Here is a 21,440-nt window from a genome sequence, read left to right on the forward strand (position 1 = left end):
GTGATGAATAACTTCCCAATCCAGTATATAGAGCCGGTTTTCCGACCACCCAGCGAGGCCAAGTCGCTGATCCTGCCAGTGACCAATGGCTGCTCATGGAACCAGTGCACCTTCTGTGAAATGTACACCCAGCCACAGAAAAAATTCCGCGCCAGGAAAGATGACGACATTCGCCAGGACATCGCCAACGCCGCAGACGCCTTTGGTGGCCAGGTGAGCCGGGTATTCCTGGCTGACGGCGATGCCATGGTCCTGCCTACCCGGCGGCTTATCTCAATCCTTGAGGAGCTCAAGCAGGCTTTTCCCGGGCTCAGGCGAGTCTCCAGTTACTGCCTTCCACGAAACCTGGCTCGTAAAACGGTGGATGAGCTGGCCGCGCTCAAAAACGCTGGCCTCGAAATCCTCTACGTTGGCATGGAGTCGGGGGACGATGAAGTTCTGCGCCGGGTGAACAAAGGGGAGTCTTACGAGTCTACCCGCTCGGCCCTGGAAAAGATTCGCGAAGCCGGACTGACCAGCTCAGTCATGGTGCTGAACGGGCTTGGAGGGAAAGCACTCTCAGAGCAACATGCCGTGAACACAGCCCGTCTTTGCAACGAAACCCAACCCGACTACCTTTCGACATTGGTTGTCAGCTTCCCGCAGGGCGAGGAACGCTTCAGGGAAGGCTTCGGTGGGGACTTCGAGCCCTTATCACAACAGGATCTGTTCAAAGAGATTCGCCTGCTACTAGAGCATCTTGATCTTCAGAAAACGGTATTCAGAAGCGACCATGCGTCAAACTACCTCGTGCTCAAGGGAACATTGGGTCGTGACAAAGCCCGAATGATCGACGAAGTCGACTTTGCCATCGCCAACCCCGGAGCGGCCCCGCTGCGTCCTGAGTGGATGAGGGGGCTATAACATGAGCGTGGATCCCAGCAAAATTGAAACCCAGATCAAGGATGCGCAATCCGGCCAGAAGGGCCTGCCACCTATAGATCAGTGGAACCCGGAGCTGTCTGGCGACATTGATATCCGCATCCAGCGTGATGGCATCTGGCTGTACCAGGGGGAGCCTCTCAAGCGGGAGGCGATAGCGCGAATCTTTTCCACAATCCTTCGCCGCGAAGAAGACGGAGCTTACTACCTGGTAACGCCCGTCGAAAAATGGCGCATTCAGGTTGACGATACCCCGCTGCTCGCCCATTCACTTGAGGTGCGCATGGACGACAGTACCGGGCAGGTGCTGAGCGTGACCACTAATATGGGAGAGACTCTGGACATTGGGCCAGACCACCCGCTTACCGTGGGTACGTACGACAGCGAAGATGAGCCGCGACCGGTCGTTGCTGTCAGGCATGGTCTGGAAGCTCGCGTGGTTACAAGCGCCTTTTATGAACTCGCAAACTACGTCGAAGAGCGTGAACATGAAGGCAGGAACACCCTGTGCGCCCTCAGCAAGGGGCATTATTTCTCCCTGGGGTAGGGAAAGGGGTTGAATTACGAGCGCCCGCCCCAAGAACTACGGTAGAAAACGCAGTCTGACCCTTGTTAGACTGTGCATTCGAACTCGTTGCCGGGCTTGGCCCATAGCGAAGATTTTGGTCGTTAGTCCCTCTGTTCAGTCCGACTGTTCACGATCACTTTCGATCGATTTACCCATACCAACAGTCTTAGTGACCAACAAGGAGATCTCATGGCTCAACCTCGCGTTGTAACCATCCATTACACCCTTACTAACGACCAGGGCGAAGAGCTGGACTCTTCTCGCGTAGAAGGTCGTGAGCCGCTGACATACCTGGAAGGCGCCCAGAACATCATTAATGGCCTGGAAAGCGCACTGAACGAAAAGGGCGCCGGCGACCAGCTCAAGGTGTCTGTAGCTCCTGCTGATGGCTACGGCGAAGTAAACGAGGAACTGATCCAGCCAGTGCCCCGCACCGCTTTTGAAGGCGTAGACACCATTGAGCCGGGCATGCAGTTCCAGGCCCAGACTCCGGGCGGCCCACAGATCGTTCGTGTTGTCGAAGTCAGCGAAGAAACCGTCACCATCGACGCCAACCACCCGCTGGCAGGCCAAACCCTGCACTTCGATGTTGAGATCGTCGAGACCCGCGAAGCAACTGAAGAAGAGCAAGACCACGGTCACGTTCACTGATCGCGCTTCCTTCGGGTACAAAAAACGGCTCCTTGTGAGCCGTTTTTTTATGCCTGAATGCTGAGCCCAACAAAAAACGGCCCCGAAAGGCCGTTTTTTGTGAACGCTCCGAACTTACATGTTCGGATAGTTGGGGCCACCGCCGCCTTCCGGCGTCACCCAGGTAATGTTCTGGGCGGGGTCCTTGATATCACACGTCTTACAGTGCACACAGTTCTGCGCATTGATCTGGAAGCGCTTGCCGCTGCCATCATCGGCATCGACCACTTCGTAGACGCCAGCCGGGCAGTAACGCTGAGCCGGCTCGTCGTACTTCGGCAGGTTCTCCGAAAGCGGAATATCCGGATTGGTCAGCTTCAGGTGAACCGGCTGATCTTCCTCGTGGTTGGTGTTGGAAATAAACACCGACGACAGGCGATCGAACGTCAGAACGTTATCCGGCTTCGGATAGGTGATCTTCTTGCACTCCGACGCAGGCTTCATCATTGCATAATCAGGCGTCGTATCATGGAAGGTGAAGGGCAGGCTGCGACGCAAAATGTTCTGCTCGAAGAATGCTACCGCACCACCAAGAACGTTGCCGAACTTGTGCATGGCTGGGCCAAAGTTACGCTCATCATACAGTTCTTTGTAGAGCCAGCTGTCCTTGAAGCGATCCGCGAAGCTGGTGATTTCTTCACCGGTCTTGCCTTCTTTCAGGGCTGCAAACACGGCCTCAGCACCCAACAGACCAGACTTCATGGCTGTATGGGAACCCTTGATCTTGGAGAAGTTCAGTGTGCCAGCGTCACAACCAAGCAGCAGGCCGCCTGGGAAACTCATCTTCGGCAGAGAGTTGAAGCCACCCTTGGTGATGGCGCGAGCACCGTAAGCAACACGCTTTCCACCTTCCAGATACTTCTTGATTTCAGGGTGGTGCTTGAGGCGCTGCATTTCCTCAAACGGGCTCAGGTGTGGGTTGCTGTAGGCAAGGTCAGTGATCAAGCCGACATACACCTGACCATTCTCCAGGTGATAAAGGAAAGAACCACCGGTGGAGCCAGACTCATTCAACGGCCAGCCTGTGGTGTGAACAACCAGACCTGGCTCATGTTTGGCCGGATCGATATCCCACAGTTCTTTGATGCCAATGCCGTAATGCTGAGGATCTTTGCCTTCGTCCAGGTTGTACTGCTCGATCAGCTGCTTACCCAGGTGACCACGACAACCTTCAGTGAAGAGGGTGTACTTGGCACGAAGCTCCATGCCTGGCATGAAGCTGTCTTTCTGGCTGCCGTCACGGGCGACACCCATGTCACCAGTAATAATGCCTTTGATCTGGCCATCTTCAACGATGGTTTCGGCAGCGGCGAAACCAGGGTATACCTCTACGCCCAGTGCTTCGGCCTGCTCACCCAACCAGCGACAAAGGTTGCCCAGGCTGATGATGTAGTTGCCATGGTTGTGCATGTTGCGAGGCACAAACGCATTAGGAATCTTGGTGGCACCTTCCTGACTCTTGAGCAGGAAGATATCATCACGGGTCACCGGCGTATTAAGTGGCGCACCCTTTTCCTTCCAGTCAGGGAAGAGTTCATTGAGGGCAGTGGGCTCGAATACGGTACCGGCCAGGATATGGGCGCCGATTTCAGAACCTTTCTCTACAACACATACGGTCAGTTCTTCGCCGGCCTCTTGTGCCAACTGCATTACCCGGCAAGCCGCTGAAAGGCCAGCAGGCCCACCGCCGACGATCAGAACATCAAATTCCATCGATTCGCGTTCCACGTTGGTCTCCTCAAAACTTCACAGTGGATATAAGGACTTCGACGCTACTCACTCAACCCGCCCGGCATTTCGCAAGTGCCGGATAAACCGAGCTGTCACTAACTAAAGGCGAAGAAAAATCCCGTCTCTCTCTTTTAAGTTGCCCAAGGTCATGATTACCGTGGGGCATTCAGCGGCCGAAGGCCGCCTTAGGGGGCGACATAATACCGGACAACTCCGCATTAAACGACTCCCAAGGGGCAGATTTACTGGCCCAATCGCCTCCAAGGATATAACAAAGCAGGAATCAAACAAACGTTTGTTTGAATTTTGTCTTATCCTTTGGCATTGTTAGCAAGTTCGATGTCCCGTAAGGCCTCAGGCTTCGCCGCCTGGGCGCCCCGCCATCGACCAGGCAAGGCCGGTCAGTGCCCGTTGCGCAAAGCGTCCCTACCCAGGGATTTAGCGCTGGCGGATCACGATCTCGCAGGTGTAATTTGAGTCGTTTTTTAGTATCGTCTCATTTCCGGCGATCAGTCAACACGCCTTCAATTGACCTTACTAACGGTCAAGCTGTGTAAAAGGCGGCTATTGACCCGTCCGGGCTTTGCATTCAGTATTATCTCGCCCTGACAGTTAGTCTGCGCGAACAATGCTGTTTAAACGATCGGCCAAGGCCCTGGTAACGATGCCCAGCGAGCCGGTCGATACGACAGGAATCAAGAATATTCCGGCTGCCGCCATCATATAGAGGGGCAGCGGGCGAGTATTTTTGATTGCGAGTCATAAACCCATCGTAGAAGAACGAGGAATCTATGAAGGTTCTGGTCGCTGTAAAACGAGTAATCGACTACAACGTAAAGGTGCGCGTCAAGCCGGACAACACCGGCGTTGATCTCGCCAACGTCAAAATGGCGATGAACCCTTTCTGTGAAATCGCTGTTGAAGAAGCGGTTCGTCTGAAAGAGAAAGGCGTCGCTAGCGAAATCGTCGTGGTATCCATTGGTCCTAAGGCCGCTCAGGAGCAAATTCGTACTGCTCTGGCTCTGGGCGCCGACCGTGGCATCCACATCGAAACAGATGAAGAGGTTCAGTCTCTCGAAGCGGCCAAGCTGCTCAAGTCTGTTGTCGAAAAAGAAGAGCCAAAGCTGGTTATCCTGGGCAAACAGTCCATCGACTCCGATAACAACCAGACCGGTCAAATGCTGGCTGCACTGACTGGCATGGGCCAGGGCACCTTCGCGTCCGAAGTGGTTGTTGACGGTGACAAAGTGAACGTAACCCGTGAGGTTGATGGTGGTCTGATGACCGTTGCCCTGAACCTGCCTGCGGTTGTGACCACTGACCTTCGCTTGAACGAGCCGCGTTACGCTTCTCTGCCGAACATCATGAAGGCCAAGAAGAAGCCGCTCGAATCTATCAGCCCGGCTGACCTGGGTATTGAGATCGCACCGCGCCTGTCCACCCTGAAAGTTGAAGCTCCGGCTGCACGTCAGGCGGGTATCAAGGTGGCTGACGTTGCTGAGCTGGTCGATAAACTGAAGAACGAAGCGAAGGTGATCTAAATGAGCATCCTTGTCATTGCTGAACACGACAACAGCAGCCTGAAGCAGGCGACTCAGAGCGTTGTGACCGCGGCCAAAGCCATCGGTGGCGACGTTGACGTACTGGTTGCCGGTGCAGGTTGCGGCGCAGTTGCAGAAGCAGCTGCCAAAATTGAAGGCGTAAACAAGGTTCTGGTTGCAGACAACGCTGCCTACGGTCACTTCCTGGCCGAGAACCTGTCTGAACTGGTTGCTGAAGCCGGTAAAGGCTACAGCCACATCCTGGCTGCCGCCGGCACCACGGGCAAAGACTTCATGCCGCGCGTTGCTGCACTGCTGGACGTTGCCCAGGTATCCGACATCATCCGCGTTGAATCTGCCGACACCTTTGTTCGCCCGATCTACGCCGGTAACGCCATTGCCACTGTTAAGAGCAGTGACAGCATCAAGGTAATCACCGTACGTCCGACCGGCTTTGACGCTGCTCCGGCCGAAGGTGGCTCCGCTGCCGTTGAAGCCCTGGACATCGTCAAGGACGCTGGCCTGTCTTCTTTCGTTGGCGAAGAGAAGGCGGTTTCCGACCGTCCGGACCTGGCAAGCGCTGGCATCGTGATCTCTGGTGGTCGTGGCATGCAGAACGGCGACAACTTCAAAATGCTGGAGCAAGTTGCTGATGTTCTGGGTGCCGCTGTTGGCGCATCCCGCGCTGCGGTAGACGCCGGCTTCGTACCGAACGACATGCAGGTTGGTCAGACCGGCAAGATCGTTGCCCCTCAGCTGTACATCGCTGTTGGTATCTCCGGTGCTATCCAGCATCTGGCGGGCATGTCCGACTCCAAAGTGATCGTTGCGATCAACAAGGACGAAGAGGCCCCGATCTTCCAGGTGGCCGACTACGGCCTGGTTGCGGACCTGTTCGAAGCAGTTCCTCAGCTGGAAGAAGAGCTGAAGAAAGTCGTTTAATACGACCTTCATCTAAAAAAGGGTGCCTTTGGGCACCCTTTTTTATTGTTCGATATTTGTCACCCGGAACAATGAGCCAAGAGGGCAGGCTCTCATTTTTCGTCGGACGATTGGTCTTTCCCAGGTTTTGATGGGGATTGCCGTTCCGCGATCATATCCGCAAAGACGTGCAGTGCCCGGTTGGTCGTTCTCACCGCCTTATAGAACGTCCGGCTTTTTTCATCGTGAACCTCACGGGCTTTTTTCGCTTTCGCTTTCAGCTCCTCAGAGCGCGAATAGCGGTCAACCAGATCAAACGTGGTGCCGGTAATGGTTCGATGTATCGCCTCAACTGCAGTCGTCCCTCCACGAACCGTATCTTCCATCAGGATTTTTCGGTTTCGCAGCTCCATACGCTCCATCCGGCGCCTCTGGATATCATTGGCCCGGCGGGAATGTACGACTCGCAGCCTTCGGAAGCTGATCCGGTTCTGAACGTGCAACAGCCCCGCAACGCCCAGAAGGATTGCACTGACAACGCCCAACAAAATTCCCGTGACGATCATTGCCAACCCTCACCGGTACTCAATTTTCATTTCAACCTGGATGTCACGCTGGGCCATTTCTTCCGCAACTTCCTGCATGACACGCTGATAAACCATCTTGGTGACCATAACGGGCAGACGATCAGCAACAACCCGGGCAGACCGAGACTCCCGCTTGGCGACAACCACCGGCTCCAACACTTTCAACGTCAGCATCATTTCTGGCTCCACATCCCGGAAACGATCGGCATTCAGCTCAAGCGCAGCCGCCAAAGCCTTCCTTTGTTGCACCAGCGCCCAGCACAGCATTCCACTGACCAGCGTTAGCACCGAAAAAGCAGCAATTGCCAGATAAACCACGATAATCCTCCAATGCACCAGGAGTGACTCTATTCCTGGCAAGTGTGCAGCAGTGAGGCATGGAAACGATTGGCCGATGCGACAGGGCCCCGGCATGAAAGATGTGAATTAGGGCCAACTGCAAACAGTTGCATACATACCTGAATGCACTCACACTTTATGGCAGACGTTTAACACTAAGGACCAGCATGATCTGGCTGAAAGCGTTCGTAAGTGGTTTTCTCGCCACCCTTATTTTTCACCAGGGGCTTTTCAGTCTGCTGTACCTGGCAGGCCGGGTATCCATTGAGCCCTTCAATTTCGAGCCCGTCCCGCCGTTCGGCATCCCGGCTGTGGTATCGCTTTCCCTGTTTGGTGGCTTATGGGGCCTGGCACTTTGGGCATTGCTTCGATCCGCGACCAAGGCGTGGTTCTGGCTACTCGCTGTTGTGCTGGGCGCCATCGGACCAACCGCGGTCGCCATGCTGGTAGTGTTCCCCCTCAAAGGCCTTGAGGTCTCCCAAACCACCTGGATAGGGGGACTGTTACTGAATGGCGCCTGGGGCCTGGGCGTGGCCATATTCCTGACCATTATGGGCACTGGAAGAGATCGAACCTGACAACAAGGAATCCCAATGGAAAACCAAAACTACGATCTGGTTGTGTTTGGAGCCACCAGTTTCGTTGGCCAAATACTGTGTCACTACCTCGCCAGCCAATACGGCACTGACAAAGACCTCAAATGGGCCATTGCCGGGCGCTCAATGTCCAAGCTGGATGCCCTGAAGCGGGATCTGGACAGCACCTCCTTGCCGGTCCTGCAGGCGGATGCGGCTGACTTGCAATCATTGACGGCTCTGTGCGAGAAAACCCGGGTAGTCATTTCAACGGTTGGCCCCTATGCGCTCTATGGTGAACCGCTGATCCGGGCCTGTGTTCAGACCGGTACGGACTACTGCGACCTGACCGGCGAAGTACAGTGGATTCGCCAGATGATCACCCGCTATGAAGAGCAGGCCCAGGCCAGTGGCGCCCGCATTGTTCATTGCTGCGGTTTCGACTCCATCCCATCGGATCTTGGCGTGTGGTTCCTGCAGAACGAGGCGACCAAGAACCTTGGAGAACCTTGCACCCAGGTCAAGATGAGAGTTAAAGCGGCCCGTGGTGGACTGTCCGGCGGCACCGTCGCCAGTCTGATCAACGTCACCAAAGAGGCGGCCGCCAACCCCCAGCTAAGGAAAGAGTTGGCCAACCCGTTCTCGCTGGCACCAGAAGGTCATAAATCAAACCAGCGCCAGCCAAACGTAAAATCGGCCGAGTACGATCCGGATTTTGATGTCTGGCTGGCGCCGTTCATGATGGCCCCCATCAACGTCCGCATTGTCCATCGATCAAATGCACTCCAGGGTGCCCCCTATACCGAGGAGTTCCTCTACGACGAAGCGATGATGACCGGAAAAGGCATGAAAGGACGCCTGACCGCTCTGGGCATCACTGCAGCCCTGGGCAGCTTCATTGCCGGAGCCGCCATCAAACCCACTCGCTGGGTGCTGGAGAAGTTCGTGGTACCCAAGCCAGGCGAAGGCCCCAGCCCCGAAGCTCAGAAAAATGGCTTTTACGACCTTCGCTTCCTGGGCATGACAGCCAGCGGCAAGACGGTGAGCACCAAGGTAACCGGCGATATGGACCCGGGCTACGGTTCAACCGGGAAAATGCTCGGCGAAGCCGGTGTTTGCCTGGCACTGGACATCGACAAAGCCAGCACCGGGGGCGGCTTCTGGACCCCAGCCTCCATCTTTGGCGAGAAGCTGGTCAACCGGCTTTGCGAAAACGCCGGCCTGACGTTTGAGCGGGTAGGGTAGGCTAACCCGTCATTCGCCCCGGGGTGGTTGGAGCATCAGCAGACGATCCACCTCGGGCATTGCACTGGCATCATGGGCGGCAACCAACAGCGTTCGCCCCTCAAGGTATTGGCGCATCCCGCAGGAAATGGCCGCACTTGTCGCTGCATCCACCCCAGTAAATGGCTCATCCAGAACGACCAGATCCGCCTCCCTAAGCAGGGTGCGGGCGAGGGCAATCCTCCTGGCCTCACCACCGGACAACTGACTCCCCAAGCGCCCCAGCCAACCGTCCAGCTGGCCGGGAATCTGGCTGATCCGCTCATCCAGCCTTACCAGTGCCAACGTACGCCAAATCAGGGCGTCGTCGAGCTGGCGTCCGTCTGGTACAAGGTTACGCCGAACCGTGTCATTAAAGATCACGGTTTGCTGCTCAAGGTAGGCGACCCGCTGCAGACCCGCTCCCCTGGCGATGACGCCCCCAGTCGCCTCCACCAACCCAGCCGCTACATCCAGCAAGGTCGATTTGCCTGACCCGGAGGCACCAACAACCCCAACCCATTCGCCACACCTGATGGCGGCAGTAACGCCCTCCAGAGCCACAACCTGACCTTCCCGGCAAACGCTCACATCCTGAAACGATAGCAAGAGGCTTGCGTCTTGCGTGCCGCCCGCCGTATCGGAATGTCGACCCCTATCCTCTCCACCTTCTGCGTTACTTACTGCATTCAATCGCCGGGCCGCGGCTTGGGTACTGCCAAGCACACCAAAGGCATCGGGCAGGGGACCCAAGACCTCCGCCATCCCAAGCAGCATCAGGGGCATCAGTACCGCAACTGGACCACTAATCGCGCCCCCGCGATAGAGCTCAAGCCCCACCCAAAGTGCCACCAGAACCGCAAGGTTGATACAAATACCGCTGAGTGCCCGGTGCCACGCAATGTTGCGGCCCAGCCGGGATTGGTCCGTACTCCAAATCGAAGCTTGTCGGGCGAGGTCTTCATGGGTCTGAGCCAGCAACCCGGCCGCAGTCAGCTCTGCCTGACCGCGGAGCTGATCAATCAGGCGCTCGCGCAAGGCATTCTGACCATCAACCCGCTGCCGGGCGACCTCACCGTTACGCAAGTGCAGGGCGGCCGTTGACAACAGAAACGCCAACACCAGCAAAGCCCCCACAAACCCGGCCATCAGAGGTGAATACACAAACAGCGCCACCGCAATCAAACCACCGGTTAACAACAACGCCAACAGGGTTGGCGCAACGAGCCGAAGGTAGAGCGTGTCCATCACATCGACATCGGAGGTCAGCCGGGCCAGCCAATCAGCCCCTTTCAGGTGTTGGCGCTGGAACCCCGGAACCGACGACAACGCCTGAAAAAGCGTGACCCGGAGCGCGGCCAAAAGGCGCAGAACCGTATCGTGGTTATAGACCCGCTCCAGATAACGCCCAACCGTTCGGGTAACGGCAAACAAACGTATGCCGCCACCCGGGGTATAGATATTCAGCTGGGCAGCGATGCCGGCCGCGAGCAACATCCCCGTAACCGCAGTGGCGGTAATGAACCAGCCAGAAAGCGCCAGCAGCCCCAGACCGGACACCAGCGTCAGCAAAATGAGCAGGGCACCGACCACAAGGCGGCGCTTGTCGCGGAATATGAGCGTTAGCCAGGGCACCAACTCACGCATGGACAGAGCCTCCATTGTCGAGGGTCAGCACTTTATCGGCGATCTCAAGCAACGACTGGTGATGGGTGGCCAGTACGAGGGTTTTTCCGGCCAATTTCAGCTGCCGAAAACCTTCAATCAGTATGCGCTGACTGGCCAGATCCAGGCCCGCAGTAGGCTCATCCAGCAGCACCAGCTTGTAGTCCGCCAAAAGCACCCTTGCCAGGGCCAACCGGCGGGCCTGGCCACCAGAAAGCCCATGCCCCGTTTCGGAAACGGCGCTATGAATCCCCCTGGCTCGCTGATTAACCAGAGGCCCGAGCCCCACCTTCTCCAACGCCCCGATCATGTCGTCGTCGCTTGCTGACGGCGCCACCAGACGGAGGTTGTCCGCCCAACTACCCTGCAACAGGAAGGGGGACTGGCCAAGCCAACCAAACGGCGTCGAGCCTGCAGGCTTACCGAAGATAGACACCACACCAAAATCGGGCTGAGAGAAACCGGCCAAGAGATTCAAAAGCGTACTCTTACCGCCCCCAGACGGGCCGCAAAGGGCCAGGCACTGCCCCGGTTCAACAGTAAGCGACACCCGATCCAATACCGGCAGACCGGGCTGGTAAGCGAAGCTGGCATCCTTGACCACCACCGCCTGGGAGATCGCACCTCCCTCACGCGTCATCTCGCCACCCGCAGCCTCGGAGGCCACACACTCTGACGAGCCGCATGCCATACGCGCCCGCAACAACTCGGCAGCCCCCAGCGCAGCGGCGCGGTCGTGGTAGTGCTGAGCGAGCTGTCGAAGGGGTTGGAAGAACTCCGGCGCCAGCATCAACACAAACAGCCCGGAATAGAGGGTCAGTTGATCGGCAGGTCCATAGTCGATGTAACCAAGCAGACCAAAGCCGATATAGATGGCCACCACGGCAATCGCCACCGACGAGAAGAATTCCAGCACGGCCGACGACAGAAACGCGACTTTAAGGGTTTTCATGGTCACCACCCGAAAGCGGTCAGATGCCTTTTCCAAATCGGCCGCCGCACGCTCGGTGGCATCAAATAGCTGGAGGGTGGTGAGCCCACGAATCTTGTCCAGAAACTGGCCGGACAATCGCCCCATGGTAAGAAAATGTTGCTGGTTAAGCTTTTCCGCCCCCATCCCCACCAGAGCCATAAAGAGCGGGATCAGCGGTGCCGACAACAACAGGAAGATGGCGGCAAGCCAATCAAGAGCACCAACAACCACAAGGATGATCATTGGCACGACCGCACTCAACACCATCTGGGGAAGAAAGTGGGCGTAGTAGCCATGCAGGGCCTCAACCTGCTCAATCCATTCACTGGACAGCGCGGCCGGTGACTCCTGCTTCAGACTTTGCGGCCCGGCATGACGCCAGGACGCCATAAGATTGCGCCGTACATCGCCCCTTATCCGCTCACTGGCATTGGCCGCAAAGTGACCCTGCAAGCCTTGAGCGAGTCCTCGAACAAGCACCGCAACCACCAGGGGAATCAACCAGACAACAAGGGAGGGCAGGCCCGCACCAACAATGACAGCCTGATGGACCAGATAGGCCAGCAACCCCATCTGCACGATGGTTGCCACACCGGCCAGCGTGCCAGCAAGGATGGTCAGGGCAATTGGGCGGCGATGGCCCCGAGCCAGCTCAGACAGCCATCGCCTTGTCTCGCGGGGATTAGTGGTAGCCGACACCGGCCTTGACCTTGCCGCGGAATACCCAGTACGTCCAGGCGGTATACACCAGGACAATGGGAATAACGAACAACAGGCCCAGCAGGAGGAACAACTGAGAGTTGTAGGCCGAAGCCGCATCCCACAAGGTGTAGTTTGGCGGCACAACGTACGGCCAGCGACTCACCAGCAAGCTCAGGTACGTGGCAATGAACAGCCCCATGGTGGAGACAAACGGCATGGCCTCACTGCGGTTGCGTACCGACCGCCAGATCTGGAACGCAAACAGCAGGGTCAAGGCCGGCAGCACCCAGATAATGCTGAATCCGGAGAACCAGCGCTCGAGCACCAACTCGTCAACATAGGGCGTCCAAAGGCTGATAGCCGCGAAGATCACCAGTACCGCAACCAGCAACGGCGTTGCCAGACGGTAAGCCCATTCCTGAAGCTCACCCTCAGTTTTGAGAATCAACCAGGTCGCCCCCAACAACGCGTAACCGGCCAGCATGCCGACGCCTGTGAGCACGGTAAACGGAGTGAGCCAGTCGAGGGCCCCGCCGACATACACCCCATTGGCGGTTTCAAAGCCCTGGATATAAGCACCCACAACAGCGCCCTGGGCAAACGAGGCAATGGTTGAACCACCGGCAAACGCCCAGTTCCAGAGGTAACGGGAGGTTCGCGCCTTGAAACGAAACTCGAACGCTACCCCACGGAAGATCAAACCCGCCAGGAGCAGGAATACGCCGATATAGAGCGCAGGAAGGAAGATGGTGTATACCAGCGGGAATGCCGCCAGAAGCCCGGCACCGCCCAGCACCAGCCAGGTTTCATTGCCGTCCCAAACCGGGGCGACCGAATTCATCATGGTATCGCGGGCTTGTTCATCCGGTGCAAACGGGAACAGGATGCCGACCCCCAGGTCGAACCCGTCCATCAGCACATACATGATCACCCCAAAACCAATAATGCCTGCCCAGATAATCGCAAGATCAAACGGCTGCATGATCAGTGACCTCCCTGATTTGCTGGATTAGCGCCAGAATCGTCAATCTCAAAGGGTACATGGGCGGCGGACAGCGGCCGCGCAGGCCGGTCACTTTCGTCCACGTGTTCGTCTTCGGTGCCTTCCAGCCCGACATACAGCACGCGCATCAGGTAATAGACGCCAGCCGTAAATACCATGCCGTACACCACGATGTAGCCAATCAGCGTAAACAGGGCCATGCCACCGGTGAGGGAAGGGGTCACCGCTTCTGCCTGCGTCATGATGCCGTACACCAGCCACGGCGCTCGCCCGGTTTCGGTCACGAACCACCCGGTCAATACGGCAAGGAACGGGGCAATACTCATAGCCCGAAGGCCCTGCAGGTACCACCCGGTTCGCCACAACCGGCCACCCACACGAAGCACCAGCCCGGTCACCGCAAACAGGATCATCAGCACACCAATACCGACCATGACCCGGAAGCTCCAGAACACCAGCGCAACTGGCGGCTGCTCTTCTGGTGAAACCTCGTTCAGTCCCTTGATCTCGCCGTGCCAGTCGTGGGTCAGAATGAGGCTCGCCATATTGGGAATGCCAATCTCAAAGTGATTGGTCTGATTTTCCTGGTCAGGAATGGCGAAAAGCAACAGAGGCACGTCGCCGGAGGTTTCCCAGTGCCCCTCCATTGCCGCCACTTTCATCGGTTGATGCTCAAGCGTACTCAGACCATGGAAATCACCAACCACCGCCTGGGCCGGAGCGATAAACAGCAGCAGCCAAAGGCACATAGACAGCGCCTTCTTGTTGGCTTCAACCTCACGACCGCGAAGCAGGTACCAGGCACTGACGCCCGCGACGACAAAACTGCCCGTCAGGAACGATGCCAGCGCCATGTGCATGAAGCGGAACGGGAAGGACGGGTTGAAAATCGCCTCACTCCAGGACACCACATGAAACACGCCCTCGCGGAACTCGACACCCGCAGGCGTCTGCATCCAGCTATTGGCCGCCAGAATCCAGAACGAGGAGATAAACGTACCTGTAGCAACCAGAATCGCTGAGGCCAGGTGAGCGCCTGGCGGAACCTTGTCACGCCCAAACAACAACACACCGAGGAAGGCTGCCTCAAGGAAGAAGGCCGTTATCACCTCATAACTGAGGATCGGCCCCAGGAAGTTGGCGGATGCCTGTGCAAAATTGCTCCAGTTGGTACCAAACTGGAAGGACATCACAATCCCGGACACAACGCCCATACCAAAAACCACGGCAAACACCTTGGTCCAGAAGGCTGAAAGCGTTATCCAAACGGGGTTTCGGGTTTTGAACGCAAGCCCTTCAAGGACTGCGATAAAGGATGCCAAACCAATGGTAAACACTGGAAATATGGCATGGAAAGACACGACGAATGCAAACTGAATGCGGGATAGTAAAAGGGGATCCAAGTCCACAGGAACCTCCACTTGAGAGATCTGAAGCTGTGTTTCCAGCCTCCCGAGGTGCAGGAGACCGACTTATAATCGTTAGATATAATGTTATAACCAAAATTATTTTGCAATTGCGCCAGCGATCAGATGAGCGCATAAAACGACAACAAGACAGCAGGCTCAGCGCACCGCGCGAGCATTATGGGGCATAGCATGAAGTTTTACGATGAACGAATCCTTCCGGTCTTGATCGACAAGACCTGTTCACTGGGTCAAGTGATGAAACTGCGCAGCCAGGTGGTGCCACACTGTGAGGGTACCGTACTGGAAGTGGGCATGGGCTCTGGCATCAACCTGGAGTTTTACAACCCCGAGAAGGTATCGCTGGTGTATGGACTGGAGCCCTCAGAGGGCATGCGCCGAAAAGCCAGCGCCAACCTCGCAAAATCACCCGTTCATGTAGAATGGCTCGGACTACCGGGGGAGCAGATCCCTCTGGACGACAACTCAGTGGACACCGTGCTGCTTACTTTCACCCTGTGCACCATTCCCGATTGGCTGTCAGCCCTGAAACAAATGCTCCGGGTATTGAAACCCGGCGGCAAGTTGCTTTTCCTGGAGCACGGACAGTCACCGGATGAGGCAGTACACAAGTGGCAGGACCGCATCACTCCCGTCTGGAAGCGAGTCGCCGGCGGCTGCCACCTCAACCGCCCAATTGCCGACATGATCAAGGAATCAGGGTTTATCGTGGACACCGTTGAGAACCTGTACGTCCCCAAATCCCCCAAAATCGCCAGCTACATCTACAAAGGCACCGCCCACAAAGCCACAGAGTAGCCATCAAATCCAGGGCAGGGGGCCGACCTTCAATTGCGTTATCCGCCAAGGCCTTATACAATCCTGCCCCTGATTTACCTCCCTCCTTGCCCGGATGGTGAAATTGGTAGACACAAGAGACTTAAAATCTCTCGGCCGCAAGGCCGTGCCGGTTCGATTCCGGCTCCGGGCACCATTAAAATCAAATAGTTAAAACCTCCTTCGATTCCGAATACTTCCTCGCCAATTCCTGTGTAGACGTTATGTAGACAAGACGGCATCCTTCAGGCGACTGAAAATTGGCGTAGGGTATCCCTAATAAACAAAAGCGAACATTCGCAGCACCTCATATCCTTGCCGTTTTCTGCCCCAGTTGAGCGCTTGGTCGCTTCTCAAGAACCCGGCAAACGATCAAATGGACTAACTGTTCCAGCTCGTCGATCGCCAATAATGTGGGTGTAGATTTCAGTCGTCCGAATATCGCTGTGGCCGAGGATTTCCTGAACCGTTCGGATATCACTTCCCGACCTCAGCAGCTCAGTGGCAAAAGCATGGCGAAAAGTATGCGCCGTCACCCGTTTGGTCATTCCGCTCGCTAGCACAGCCTGCCTTAATTGCCGCGCGTATGTTGACACTGCCAACCAAAGTCTTTCATGACCGGCCCGTACTTTTTGTGCAGAGAGGCCGGGACCGATGTGAGCCCGAATCCCTCGGCCAGGTCGGACTCATGTATTGCGCGTGAATGGGCGATTTGCCGATCCATGTTCTTTCTCACGTTGCCGGGGATAAGGGTATATCGATCTTTTCGGCCCTTACCGTTGAACACCAGCAGGTTCCGGCTTTTCAGGTCGATGTCTTTTATGCGAAGCGAGAGAGCTTCGCTGATCCTCAAACCACAGCCATAAAGAAGTGCAGTAATTAGCCAATACTCCGCTTCCATATTCCCAAGAATAGAAGCGACTTCCTCTGGGTTGAGAACCGTGGGCATGCGTCGGGGTGTTTTCGACATCTTGTAGTGCAGGTTTTCGATCTCCCTTTTCAGCACATTCTTGTAAAGGAAGATTATGGCGCAGAGTGCCTGGTTTTGGGTGGCGGGGCTGACCCCTCGATTTACGGCGAGATGATTCAGGAAACGCTCAATTTCGTGATTTCCCATCACCTCGGGGTGCTTCTTGTCATTGAACAGAATGAACTGGCGGACCCAGTAGAGATAGGCTTTCTCGGTTCGATAGCTGTACTGCTTCGTCCTGATTTCTGTGCGAACCGATTGCAGAAACGGTGATTTTGACACAGTCGCCCCTCCGTGGCTGAATGCTGTATATTTATACAGTTATAATGAAAAAGCCTCGAAAATGCTAAAAATTCTGCGGCTTAATTTGCATGAGGCTGCACACTTTTCACAGAGCACCCTAGTAGTCCATTGATTTAGAAGCGGATTTTTTTGGTCTTTTGGATTTAACTTGCAGAAACGTGCAACAATAACTCGCGTGCAAACTTTTCACAGAAGCAGGGCAGGAAAAGCACCTGGGAGCCGGAGAGTAAGGGGATGAAAAGTAAAGGCTATTCGGGCTGTGACTCAATTTTGGACAGGGTAGTGGCGTTGCGGTTTAATAAGAATTCAAACTAATAAGCTGTTAAGCGAGATCAGGAATCGATTGATGGGTGTACTTTGGACCACATATCCTCTGAATGATGAAATGACGGAGTGGCTCGACTCTCTTGAGGTGCCTTACCCTAAAACACCATCAAGGTTCCCAACTGGCCGTGAAGTTAAAGATGCGATAGCCGAGCTAGGCGGTGTCAAAGTTACTATTCGAGACAATGGTGTTGGTGCTACTTGGCAGGCTTGGTTGGAATCCGAGTCAAAACCAGATGAGCTATGGACTTTGCTCAACATAACTAACTATTCGGGCGATAATGAGTCGCAAGAAATATGGTTTGAAAAAGGTCATGATCAACTGATCAAGCAGATTTTAGCTGTGATTTGCAAGAAGTGCGGGCCCTTGGTTTTAATACCTGACACAGGTGGAGATCCAGAAGTTGTCGGCGCATAACAAGCACAAGCAAGGAACCAAACTACGCTCCGCCAATTTGCGGTTCGCTTCGCTCAATTTACCGCAAATTGGCTCCACTACGTTTGGCCCCTGTTGTGGCCGTTAAAGGAAGCAAGTGAAGAAGATTCTAATCTTTGTGTCGTTCTCAGTCTTGGTTGCATGCTCTAGCGATCAAACGGCATTCGAATTCAGTGATTATTCAAAGTGTGAGAACGATAGCGGGGAAAGGACGTTTGCGCGTGGCTCTCTCAATTCCTCTTGGGACGGCACTTATATCAATGCTGTTGTAGAGACCAATCTCAATTGTGCTCAAACACCGCAAAAACCGAGCTACCAAATCAAAGATAATGTGTTGGTATTGGGTTTCGAGACTATTAGCCCCAAAGGCGGCTCGGCTCTTTGCGAATGTGGGCATAGAGTTGAATTCTCAATTCGGTCAGAAAAAGAAATACCAGTTAAGGTTCTAGTCAATGGGGCGGAATTCAGGCCCCTTTAACCAGTAGCGCAAGCGGACCGGTTTTCCGGCGCGGTTGCGCCTCCAAACCGGCCGCTTCGCATAGCGTTAGCATTTTCGAGAGGAAGTTGAGTGAAAGATGGGCTCGTAACTATAGTGCCGGTTATCGGTGTTCTCGGTGTAGTCATTGGTGCTTTGCTGCAAGGCTTTTTTAATCGGAAAAATCAGGTGGCAAACAATCTCTCTGAGCTCCAAAACAAAGCCTATTCTGATTTCCTAAATTCTGTATCGAAAATAGCTGTGGCTCAGCGTAAAAATCAGCGAACTGTCGTAACCGAGGAACTCTCAAATTTAGCAGACGCCAAGTCGCGAATTTGTGTTTATGGCCATGCTAGTGTGGTTCATCATCTAGCTGATTTCTTGAGAGCTGGAGGTACGCTGCAAACTGAACAAGAAATCCTTTCGTTCACAAGGTTGTGCCTCCAGATTCGTGAGTCTGTAGGTATGCGCGATAAGGAGCTTTATCCCTCGGATATCTCCCAGCTACTGTTTAGTATCGACGTCAAAGATGTCAAAACACCAGGCGCCTGATGCTAACAAGGCAATTAAATTCGTTCCGGCCCGATGGGCCTCCACCGGACGCCCTTGTCAGGGCGCCGTTTATTGCTGGCGTTGAGGCTGTAGAAAAACCCCAAAATCCCTAGATTTTGATAGCATCAGGCAAACGGACAAGGAGTCGTCACGTGGCCAAGTTCAAACCTAAACCCCGTTTCAAACCCTACAACCACGACCAGAACGCCATGGTCGTGATCAACTACCAGGATCAGCTCCAGCCCGGCACCTTTGAACACGCGGTGCACTACCTGATCGAGCACAAGCTGGACCTGTCGGTGTTCTACCCCAAGTACCGCAACGAAGACACTGGCCGGCTGGCCTACGATCCGGCCATCCTGCTGAAGATTATCCTGTTCGCCTATTCCCGGGGCATCACCTCCAGCCGCGAGATGCAGTGGTGCTGCGAGACCAACATCCAGTTCAAGGCGCTGTCCTGCGAGACCGTGCCCCATTTCACAACGCTGGCCAAGTTCGTCAGCGGCCATGCCGAGGCCATCGAAGAGTTGTTTGAACAGGTGCTGCTGGTGTGCCACGAGCAGGGCCTGCTGGGCAACGAACTGTTCGCCATCGATGGCTGCAAGATGTCCTCCAACGCCAGCAAGGAATGGTCCGGCACCTTCAAGGAACTGGAAGAGAAACGGACCAAACTAAGGCGCTTGATCCGCCACCACCTTAAAGCCCACTACGAACGGGACGAGGCGGAAACCGAGGTCGAGCTGGATCGGGACATCCGCCGGGCCAAGACCATCCTGTCGCTGGATGAAGCCCTACAGAAAGTGGACCGCTTCCTAAAGACGAACCGCCCAAGGATGGGCCGGGGGAAGCGGAGCAAGGAAGTGAAGAGCAACATCACCGATAACGAAAGCGCCAAGATGACCACCAGCAAGGGCACGATCCAGGGTTACAACGGCGTGGCCACCGTGGACAAGAAGTACCAGGTCATCATCGACGCTCAGGCCTTTGGCGAAGGCCAGGAACACCACACCCTGCAACCGGTGCTGGAAACGGTCGAAGCCCGCTACAAAAAACTGGGCATCGCAAAGAATATCTACCAACAAAACACCGTCATCACCGCCGACACCGGCTTCGCTAACGAAGCCAACATGCAGTACCTGCACGAACGGCAGATCAACGGCTACATTCCGGACAACAAATTCCGCAGCCGCGACCCAAAGTTCCAGAATCAGAAAGCCAAGTACGGCAAGCGGCATCAGAACCAGACGAACACACGCTGGGAAGACATGTCACCGGATGTCGGTGGTGGAACCGGTGTTCGGCAACATTGGCACGAACAAGGGGTTGAACCGCTTCAGCCTGCGGGGCCGAAAAAAGGTCCAGGGTCAGTGGCAGCTCTACTGTCTGGTGCATAACATAGAAAAATTAACGAATTACGGGCAGTTAGCGGCATAAATGAGGGGCATGACAGGGCCGTCTGTGCCCGAGTCAGAGCAGGCATACCGCTTACAGATTAGAAACAGGGCCGAATTCGACACCTTGAGTGGCGGAATCGGGAAATGGGCCAGTTACTGGCTGGAAAACAACATTGGACATCGGGCAGTGGGAAGCGGCTCCGGGAAGCGTTTTTCTACAGCCTCGTTAGGCACAAAAGAGGATTGCATGGAACTTAATTGTAATTGTAATTCATATGAAGATCTTCCATTGGATCTTGCTGTTATTCAGCAGAGAGTTCTGGAATATCAAAGCATGAAGAAGCACCTTAAACAGTTGACGCAAAAAATTGTAGAGAGATGGGTCGAGCATTATCGGTTATTCAGGTGTGAAGTATGTGGTCAGTACTGGCAGTCATCTTTAGCTCCGCGCGATGATGAAACATGGTATTTATTTAGAGTGCCAAATACCACGCAAAAATCATGGAAAGAGAGGCCATATATTTCGCCAGATATGATAGTTTTATATTTTGAAGCTAGAAGGGAATTTCTATCCAAAGATTTTGGCTTAAGCTCAAAACTGTGCAAAGTTGATGGTTGTAAGGAGTTTGCAATTTCGGGTTTAAATAAATGCCAATATCATCAGTTCTTGCAAATAGAAGGTCAGGAAGAAATGGATAATTTATTAAACAAAAGGTGGTTCGGTCCATACAGTCCTGACCTAATAAAAAATGCCTAGCAAACGCAAGCACTCGGGTCAAATTTCCGCTGCGATCCAAGTTGCCCGGTGTTGCGGGCGTTAAATGCTACAGGAATGTATGAGCTACGATCATCCAGTTGAAGTTGTCGAAAATGATGTGCTTGTTGTCTCTGTCGTAGGTGCAGACGGTGGATATTTCATGTGGCAAAAAGGCCTAACCCAAGAGGTTGGTTCGGACGACGGTACCTACTTCGAGTTCGATGACCAGATCAATGGCCGCCACAATCAAGTTAAAGAATGCACCGTAACCAACTATGGTATTCACGTAGTGCTTGTGAATGGCAATTTGAAGAATTTGTACTTTTCTCCTGGCTTCGACAAATTTAAAGAGCTCCAGACTGGGCTAAACAAAATATATGCTGAACAAGTAGGCATCGTTGAGTTCAGCACTTAACAATCGCAGGCAGTTTGCTACGCCGCCCCAGCTGCGGGCGCTATAGCACCATCTGACTGTTCACTTTGCGACCATAGTGATCGAAGACTGGT

The 21,440-nt window shown here is 54.8% G+C and carries 21 protein-coding genes, 1 tRNA gene and 2 pseudogenes; 15 read left to right on the top strand and 9 right to left on the bottom strand.

The features are described from left to right. Positions 1 to 3: 3 nt before the first annotated feature. The 3 genes from BMZ67_RS14735 (at position 4) to BMZ67_RS14745 (ending at position 2,140) form a co-directional block, all read left to right on the top strand. Positions 4 to 903 carry a radical SAM protein gene (locus BMZ67_RS14735; RefSeq protein WP_092024041.1) on the top strand — a complete coding sequence of 300 codons (900 nt, stop codon included), beginning with the start codon at positions 4 to 6 and terminating at the stop codon, positions 901 to 903. A 1-nt stretch (position 904) separates the two neighbouring features. Beyond that, complete coding sequence (locus BMZ67_RS14740; protein ID WP_092024044.1) at positions 905 to 1,468, top strand: DUF1285 domain-containing protein; 564 nt, start codon at positions 905 to 907, stop codon at positions 1,466 to 1,468. A 210-nt stretch (positions 1,469 to 1,678) separates the two neighbouring features. Further along, positions 1,679 to 2,140: an FKBP-type peptidyl-prolyl cis-trans isomerase gene (locus tag BMZ67_RS14745; protein ID WP_092024045.1), complete on the top strand. Its 462-nt coding sequence runs from the start codon at positions 1,679 to 1,681 to the stop codon at positions 2,138 to 2,140. 114 nt (positions 2,141 to 2,254) lie between these two features. Here the strand turns inward: BMZ67_RS14745 and BMZ67_RS14750 are convergent, their stop codons facing one another. Beyond that, positions 2,255 to 3,907 (bottom strand): electron transfer flavoprotein-ubiquinone oxidoreductase, encoded by a 1,653-nt coding sequence (locus BMZ67_RS14750; protein ID WP_092024047.1) that lies wholly within the window; start codon positions 3,905 to 3,907, stop codon positions 2,255 to 2,257. A 794-nt stretch (positions 3,908 to 4,701) separates the two neighbouring features. Here BMZ67_RS14750 and BMZ67_RS14755 point away from each other — a divergent pair. Together BMZ67_RS14755 and BMZ67_RS14760 are read left to right on the top strand one after the other, a co-directional pair. Next, positions 4,702 to 5,451 carry an electron transfer flavoprotein subunit beta/FixA family protein gene (locus tag BMZ67_RS14755; RefSeq protein WP_092024049.1) on the top strand — a complete coding sequence of 250 codons (750 nt, stop codon included), beginning with the start codon at positions 4,702 to 4,704 and terminating at the stop codon, positions 5,449 to 5,451. After that, a complete protein-coding gene (locus BMZ67_RS14760) occupies positions 5,452 to 6,393 on the top strand; it encodes an electron transfer flavoprotein subunit alpha/FixB family protein (protein ID WP_092024051.1) in 942 nt (313 codons plus the stop codon). Positions 6,394 to 6,485: 92 nt separating this feature from the next. On the opposite strand, the gene BMZ67_RS14765 is transcribed toward BMZ67_RS14760, so the two are convergent. Continuing rightward, positions 6,486 to 6,938 (bottom strand): hypothetical protein, encoded by a 453-nt coding sequence (locus BMZ67_RS14765; RefSeq protein WP_092024053.1) that lies wholly within the window; start codon positions 6,936 to 6,938, stop codon positions 6,486 to 6,488. A 9-nt stretch (positions 6,939 to 6,947) separates the two neighbouring features. Continuing rightward, complete coding sequence (locus tag BMZ67_RS14770; RefSeq protein WP_245749995.1) at positions 6,948 to 7,277, bottom strand: hypothetical protein; 330 nt, start codon at positions 7,275 to 7,277, stop codon at positions 6,948 to 6,950. 188 nt (positions 7,278 to 7,465) lie between these two features. Here BMZ67_RS14770 and BMZ67_RS14775 point away from each other — a divergent pair, with 188 nt between their 5' ends. Both BMZ67_RS14775 and BMZ67_RS14780 read left to right on the top strand, forming a co-directional pair. Then, the gene (locus tag BMZ67_RS14775) at positions 7,466 to 7,876 is read left to right on the top strand and encodes a hypothetical protein (RefSeq protein WP_092024055.1); all 411 of its coding nucleotides are present in this window, start codon (positions 7,466 to 7,468) and stop codon (positions 7,874 to 7,876) included. A 15-nt stretch (positions 7,877 to 7,891) separates the two neighbouring features. Continuing rightward, a complete protein-coding gene (locus BMZ67_RS14780; protein ID WP_092024056.1) occupies positions 7,892 to 9,118 on the top strand; it encodes a saccharopine dehydrogenase family protein in 1,227 nt (408 codons plus the stop codon). Between the two features lie 9 nt (positions 9,119 to 9,127). Here BMZ67_RS14780 and cydC read toward each other — a convergent pair whose 3' ends face one another. From cydC to BMZ67_RS14800, 4 genes are read right to left on the bottom strand one after another with little or no spacing between them, the layout of a single operon-like run. After that, the gene (gene cydC / locus BMZ67_RS14785; RefSeq protein ID WP_092024058.1) at positions 9,128 to 10,783 is read right to left on the bottom strand and encodes a thiol reductant ABC exporter subunit CydC; all 1,656 of its coding nucleotides are present in this window, start codon (positions 10,781 to 10,783) and stop codon (positions 9,128 to 9,130) included. Beyond that, on the bottom strand, positions 10,776 to 12,473 hold the full coding sequence (gene cydD, locus BMZ67_RS14790; RefSeq protein WP_092024060.1) for a thiol reductant ABC exporter subunit CydD: 1,698 nt from the start codon (positions 12,471 to 12,473) through the stop codon (positions 10,776 to 10,778). Before cydD ends, cydC begins: the two co-directional genes overlap by 8 nt. Then, a complete protein-coding gene (gene cydB, locus BMZ67_RS14795) occupies positions 12,457 to 13,458 on the bottom strand; it encodes a cytochrome d ubiquinol oxidase subunit II (RefSeq protein WP_092024062.1) in 1,002 nt (333 codons plus the stop codon). The genes cydD and cydB overlap by 17 nt, the downstream gene beginning before the upstream one ends. Before the next feature lie 2 nt (positions 13,459 to 13,460). After that, positions 13,461 to 14,888, bottom strand: coding sequence for a cytochrome ubiquinol oxidase subunit I (locus tag BMZ67_RS14800; protein WP_092024175.1), 1,428 nt, complete (start codon positions 14,886 to 14,888; stop codon positions 13,461 to 13,463). A gap of 189 nt (positions 14,889 to 15,077) precedes the next feature. Here BMZ67_RS14800 and BMZ67_RS14805 point away from each other — a divergent pair, with 189 nt between their 5' ends. Together BMZ67_RS14805 and BMZ67_RS14810 are read left to right on the top strand one after the other, a co-directional pair. Then, a complete protein-coding gene (locus BMZ67_RS14805; protein ID WP_092024064.1) occupies positions 15,078 to 15,704 on the top strand; it encodes a class I SAM-dependent methyltransferase in 627 nt (208 codons plus the stop codon). Between the two features lie 88 nt (positions 15,705 to 15,792). Further along, positions 15,793 to 15,879 (top strand) — tRNA-Leu (locus tag BMZ67_RS14810). Between the two features lie 196 nt (positions 15,880 to 16,075). Here BMZ67_RS14810 and BMZ67_RS18785 read toward each other — a convergent pair. Both BMZ67_RS18785 and BMZ67_RS14815 read right to left on the bottom strand, forming a co-directional pair. Then, positions 16,076 to 16,270, bottom strand: coding sequence for a tyrosine-type recombinase/integrase (locus BMZ67_RS18785; protein ID WP_281246619.1), 195 nt, complete (start codon positions 16,268 to 16,270; stop codon positions 16,076 to 16,078). A 23-nt stretch (positions 16,271 to 16,293) separates the two neighbouring features. Further along, complete coding sequence (locus tag BMZ67_RS14815) at positions 16,294 to 16,974, bottom strand: phage integrase N-terminal SAM-like domain-containing protein (RefSeq protein WP_281246620.1); 681 nt, start codon at positions 16,972 to 16,974, stop codon at positions 16,294 to 16,296. 367 nt (positions 16,975 to 17,341) lie between these two features. Between BMZ67_RS14815 and BMZ67_RS14820 the strand changes: the two genes are divergently transcribed. The 6 genes and pseudogenes from BMZ67_RS14820 to BMZ67_RS14835 all read left to right on the top strand — a co-directional run bounded on the left by BMZ67_RS14820 (position 17,342) and on the right by BMZ67_RS14835 (position 21,348). Beyond that, the gene (locus BMZ67_RS14820; RefSeq protein ID WP_092024066.1) at positions 17,342 to 17,737 is read left to right on the top strand and encodes a hypothetical protein; all 396 of its coding nucleotides are present in this window, start codon (positions 17,342 to 17,344) and stop codon (positions 17,735 to 17,737) included. Between the two features lie 586 nt (positions 17,738 to 18,323). Then, positions 18,324 to 18,782, top strand: a complete 459-nt coding sequence (locus BMZ67_RS14825) for a hypothetical protein (protein WP_092024068.1) — start codon at positions 18,324 to 18,326, stop codon at positions 18,780 to 18,782. 209 nt (positions 18,783 to 18,991) lie between these two features. Further along, a pseudogene (locus tag BMZ67_RS14830) lies at positions 18,992 to 19,984 on the top strand (transposase); the annotation flags it as partial. Further along, positions 19,965 to 20,216 (top strand): annotated as a pseudogene (locus BMZ67_RS18875) (transposase); the annotation flags it as partial. The pseudogenes BMZ67_RS14830 and BMZ67_RS18875, both read left to right, overlap by 20 nt. A 24-nt stretch (positions 20,217 to 20,240) precedes the next feature. Next, positions 20,241 to 20,933: a hypothetical protein gene (locus BMZ67_RS18535; RefSeq protein ID WP_139214389.1), complete on the top strand. Its 693-nt coding sequence runs from the start codon at positions 20,241 to 20,243 to the stop codon at positions 20,931 to 20,933. Positions 20,934 to 21,012: 79 nt separating this feature from the next. After that, entirely contained in the window at positions 21,013 to 21,348 is a 336-nt protein-coding gene (locus tag BMZ67_RS14835; RefSeq protein ID WP_092024070.1) for a hypothetical protein, read from the top strand. The last annotated feature ends 92 nt before the right edge of the window (positions 21,349 to 21,440 follow it).

It is taken from the genome of Marinobacter zhejiangensis (assembly GCF_900114775.1).
Taxonomy (GTDB): Bacteria; Pseudomonadota; Gammaproteobacteria; order Pseudomonadales; family Oleiphilaceae; genus Marinobacter; species Marinobacter zhejiangensis.

Excerpts from the sequence above, each read along its gene's own strand:
- BMZ67_RS14835 (WP_092024070.1), top strand. The coding sequence starts at position 21,013 with ATGAGCTACGATCATCCAGTTGAAGTTGTCGAAAATGATGTGCTTGTT.
- BMZ67_RS14765 (WP_092024053.1), bottom strand. The coding sequence starts at position 6,938 with ATGATCGTCACGGGAATTTTGTTGGGCGTTGTCAGTGCAATCCTTCTG.
- BMZ67_RS14755 (WP_092024049.1), top strand. The coding sequence starts at position 4,702 with ATGAAGGTTCTGGTCGCTGTAAAACGAGTAATCGACTACAACGTAAAG.
- cydB (WP_092024062.1), bottom strand. The coding sequence starts at position 13,458 with ATGCAGCCGTTTGATCTTGCGATTATCTGGGCAGGCATTATTGGTTTT.
- BMZ67_RS14760 (WP_092024051.1), top strand. The coding sequence starts at position 5,452 with ATGAGCATCCTTGTCATTGCTGAACACGACAACAGCAGCCTGAAGCAG.
- BMZ67_RS14780 (WP_092024056.1), top strand. The coding sequence starts at position 7,892 with ATGGAAAACCAAAACTACGATCTGGTTGTGTTTGGAGCCACCAGTTTC.
- BMZ67_RS14805 (WP_092024064.1), top strand. The coding sequence starts at position 15,078 with ATGAAGTTTTACGATGAACGAATCCTTCCGGTCTTGATCGACAAGACC.
- BMZ67_RS14775 (WP_092024055.1), top strand. The coding sequence starts at position 7,466 with ATGATCTGGCTGAAAGCGTTCGTAAGTGGTTTTCTCGCCACCCTTATT.
- BMZ67_RS14740 (WP_092024044.1), top strand. The coding sequence starts at position 905 with ATGAGCGTGGATCCCAGCAAAATTGAAACCCAGATCAAGGATGCGCAA.
- BMZ67_RS14745 (WP_092024045.1), top strand. The coding sequence starts at position 1,679 with ATGGCTCAACCTCGCGTTGTAACCATCCATTACACCCTTACTAACGAC.
- BMZ67_RS14735 (WP_092024041.1), top strand. The coding sequence starts at position 4 with ATGAATAACTTCCCAATCCAGTATATAGAGCCGGTTTTCCGACCACCC.
- BMZ67_RS14820 (WP_092024066.1), top strand. The coding sequence starts at position 17,342 with ATGGGTGTACTTTGGACCACATATCCTCTGAATGATGAAATGACGGAG.
- BMZ67_RS18785 (WP_281246619.1), bottom strand. The coding sequence starts at position 16,270 with ATGACCAAACGGGTGACGGCGCATACTTTTCGCCATGCTTTTGCCACT.
- cydC (WP_092024058.1), bottom strand. The coding sequence starts at position 10,783 with ATGCGTGAGTTGGTGCCCTGGCTAACGCTCATATTCCGCGACAAGCGC.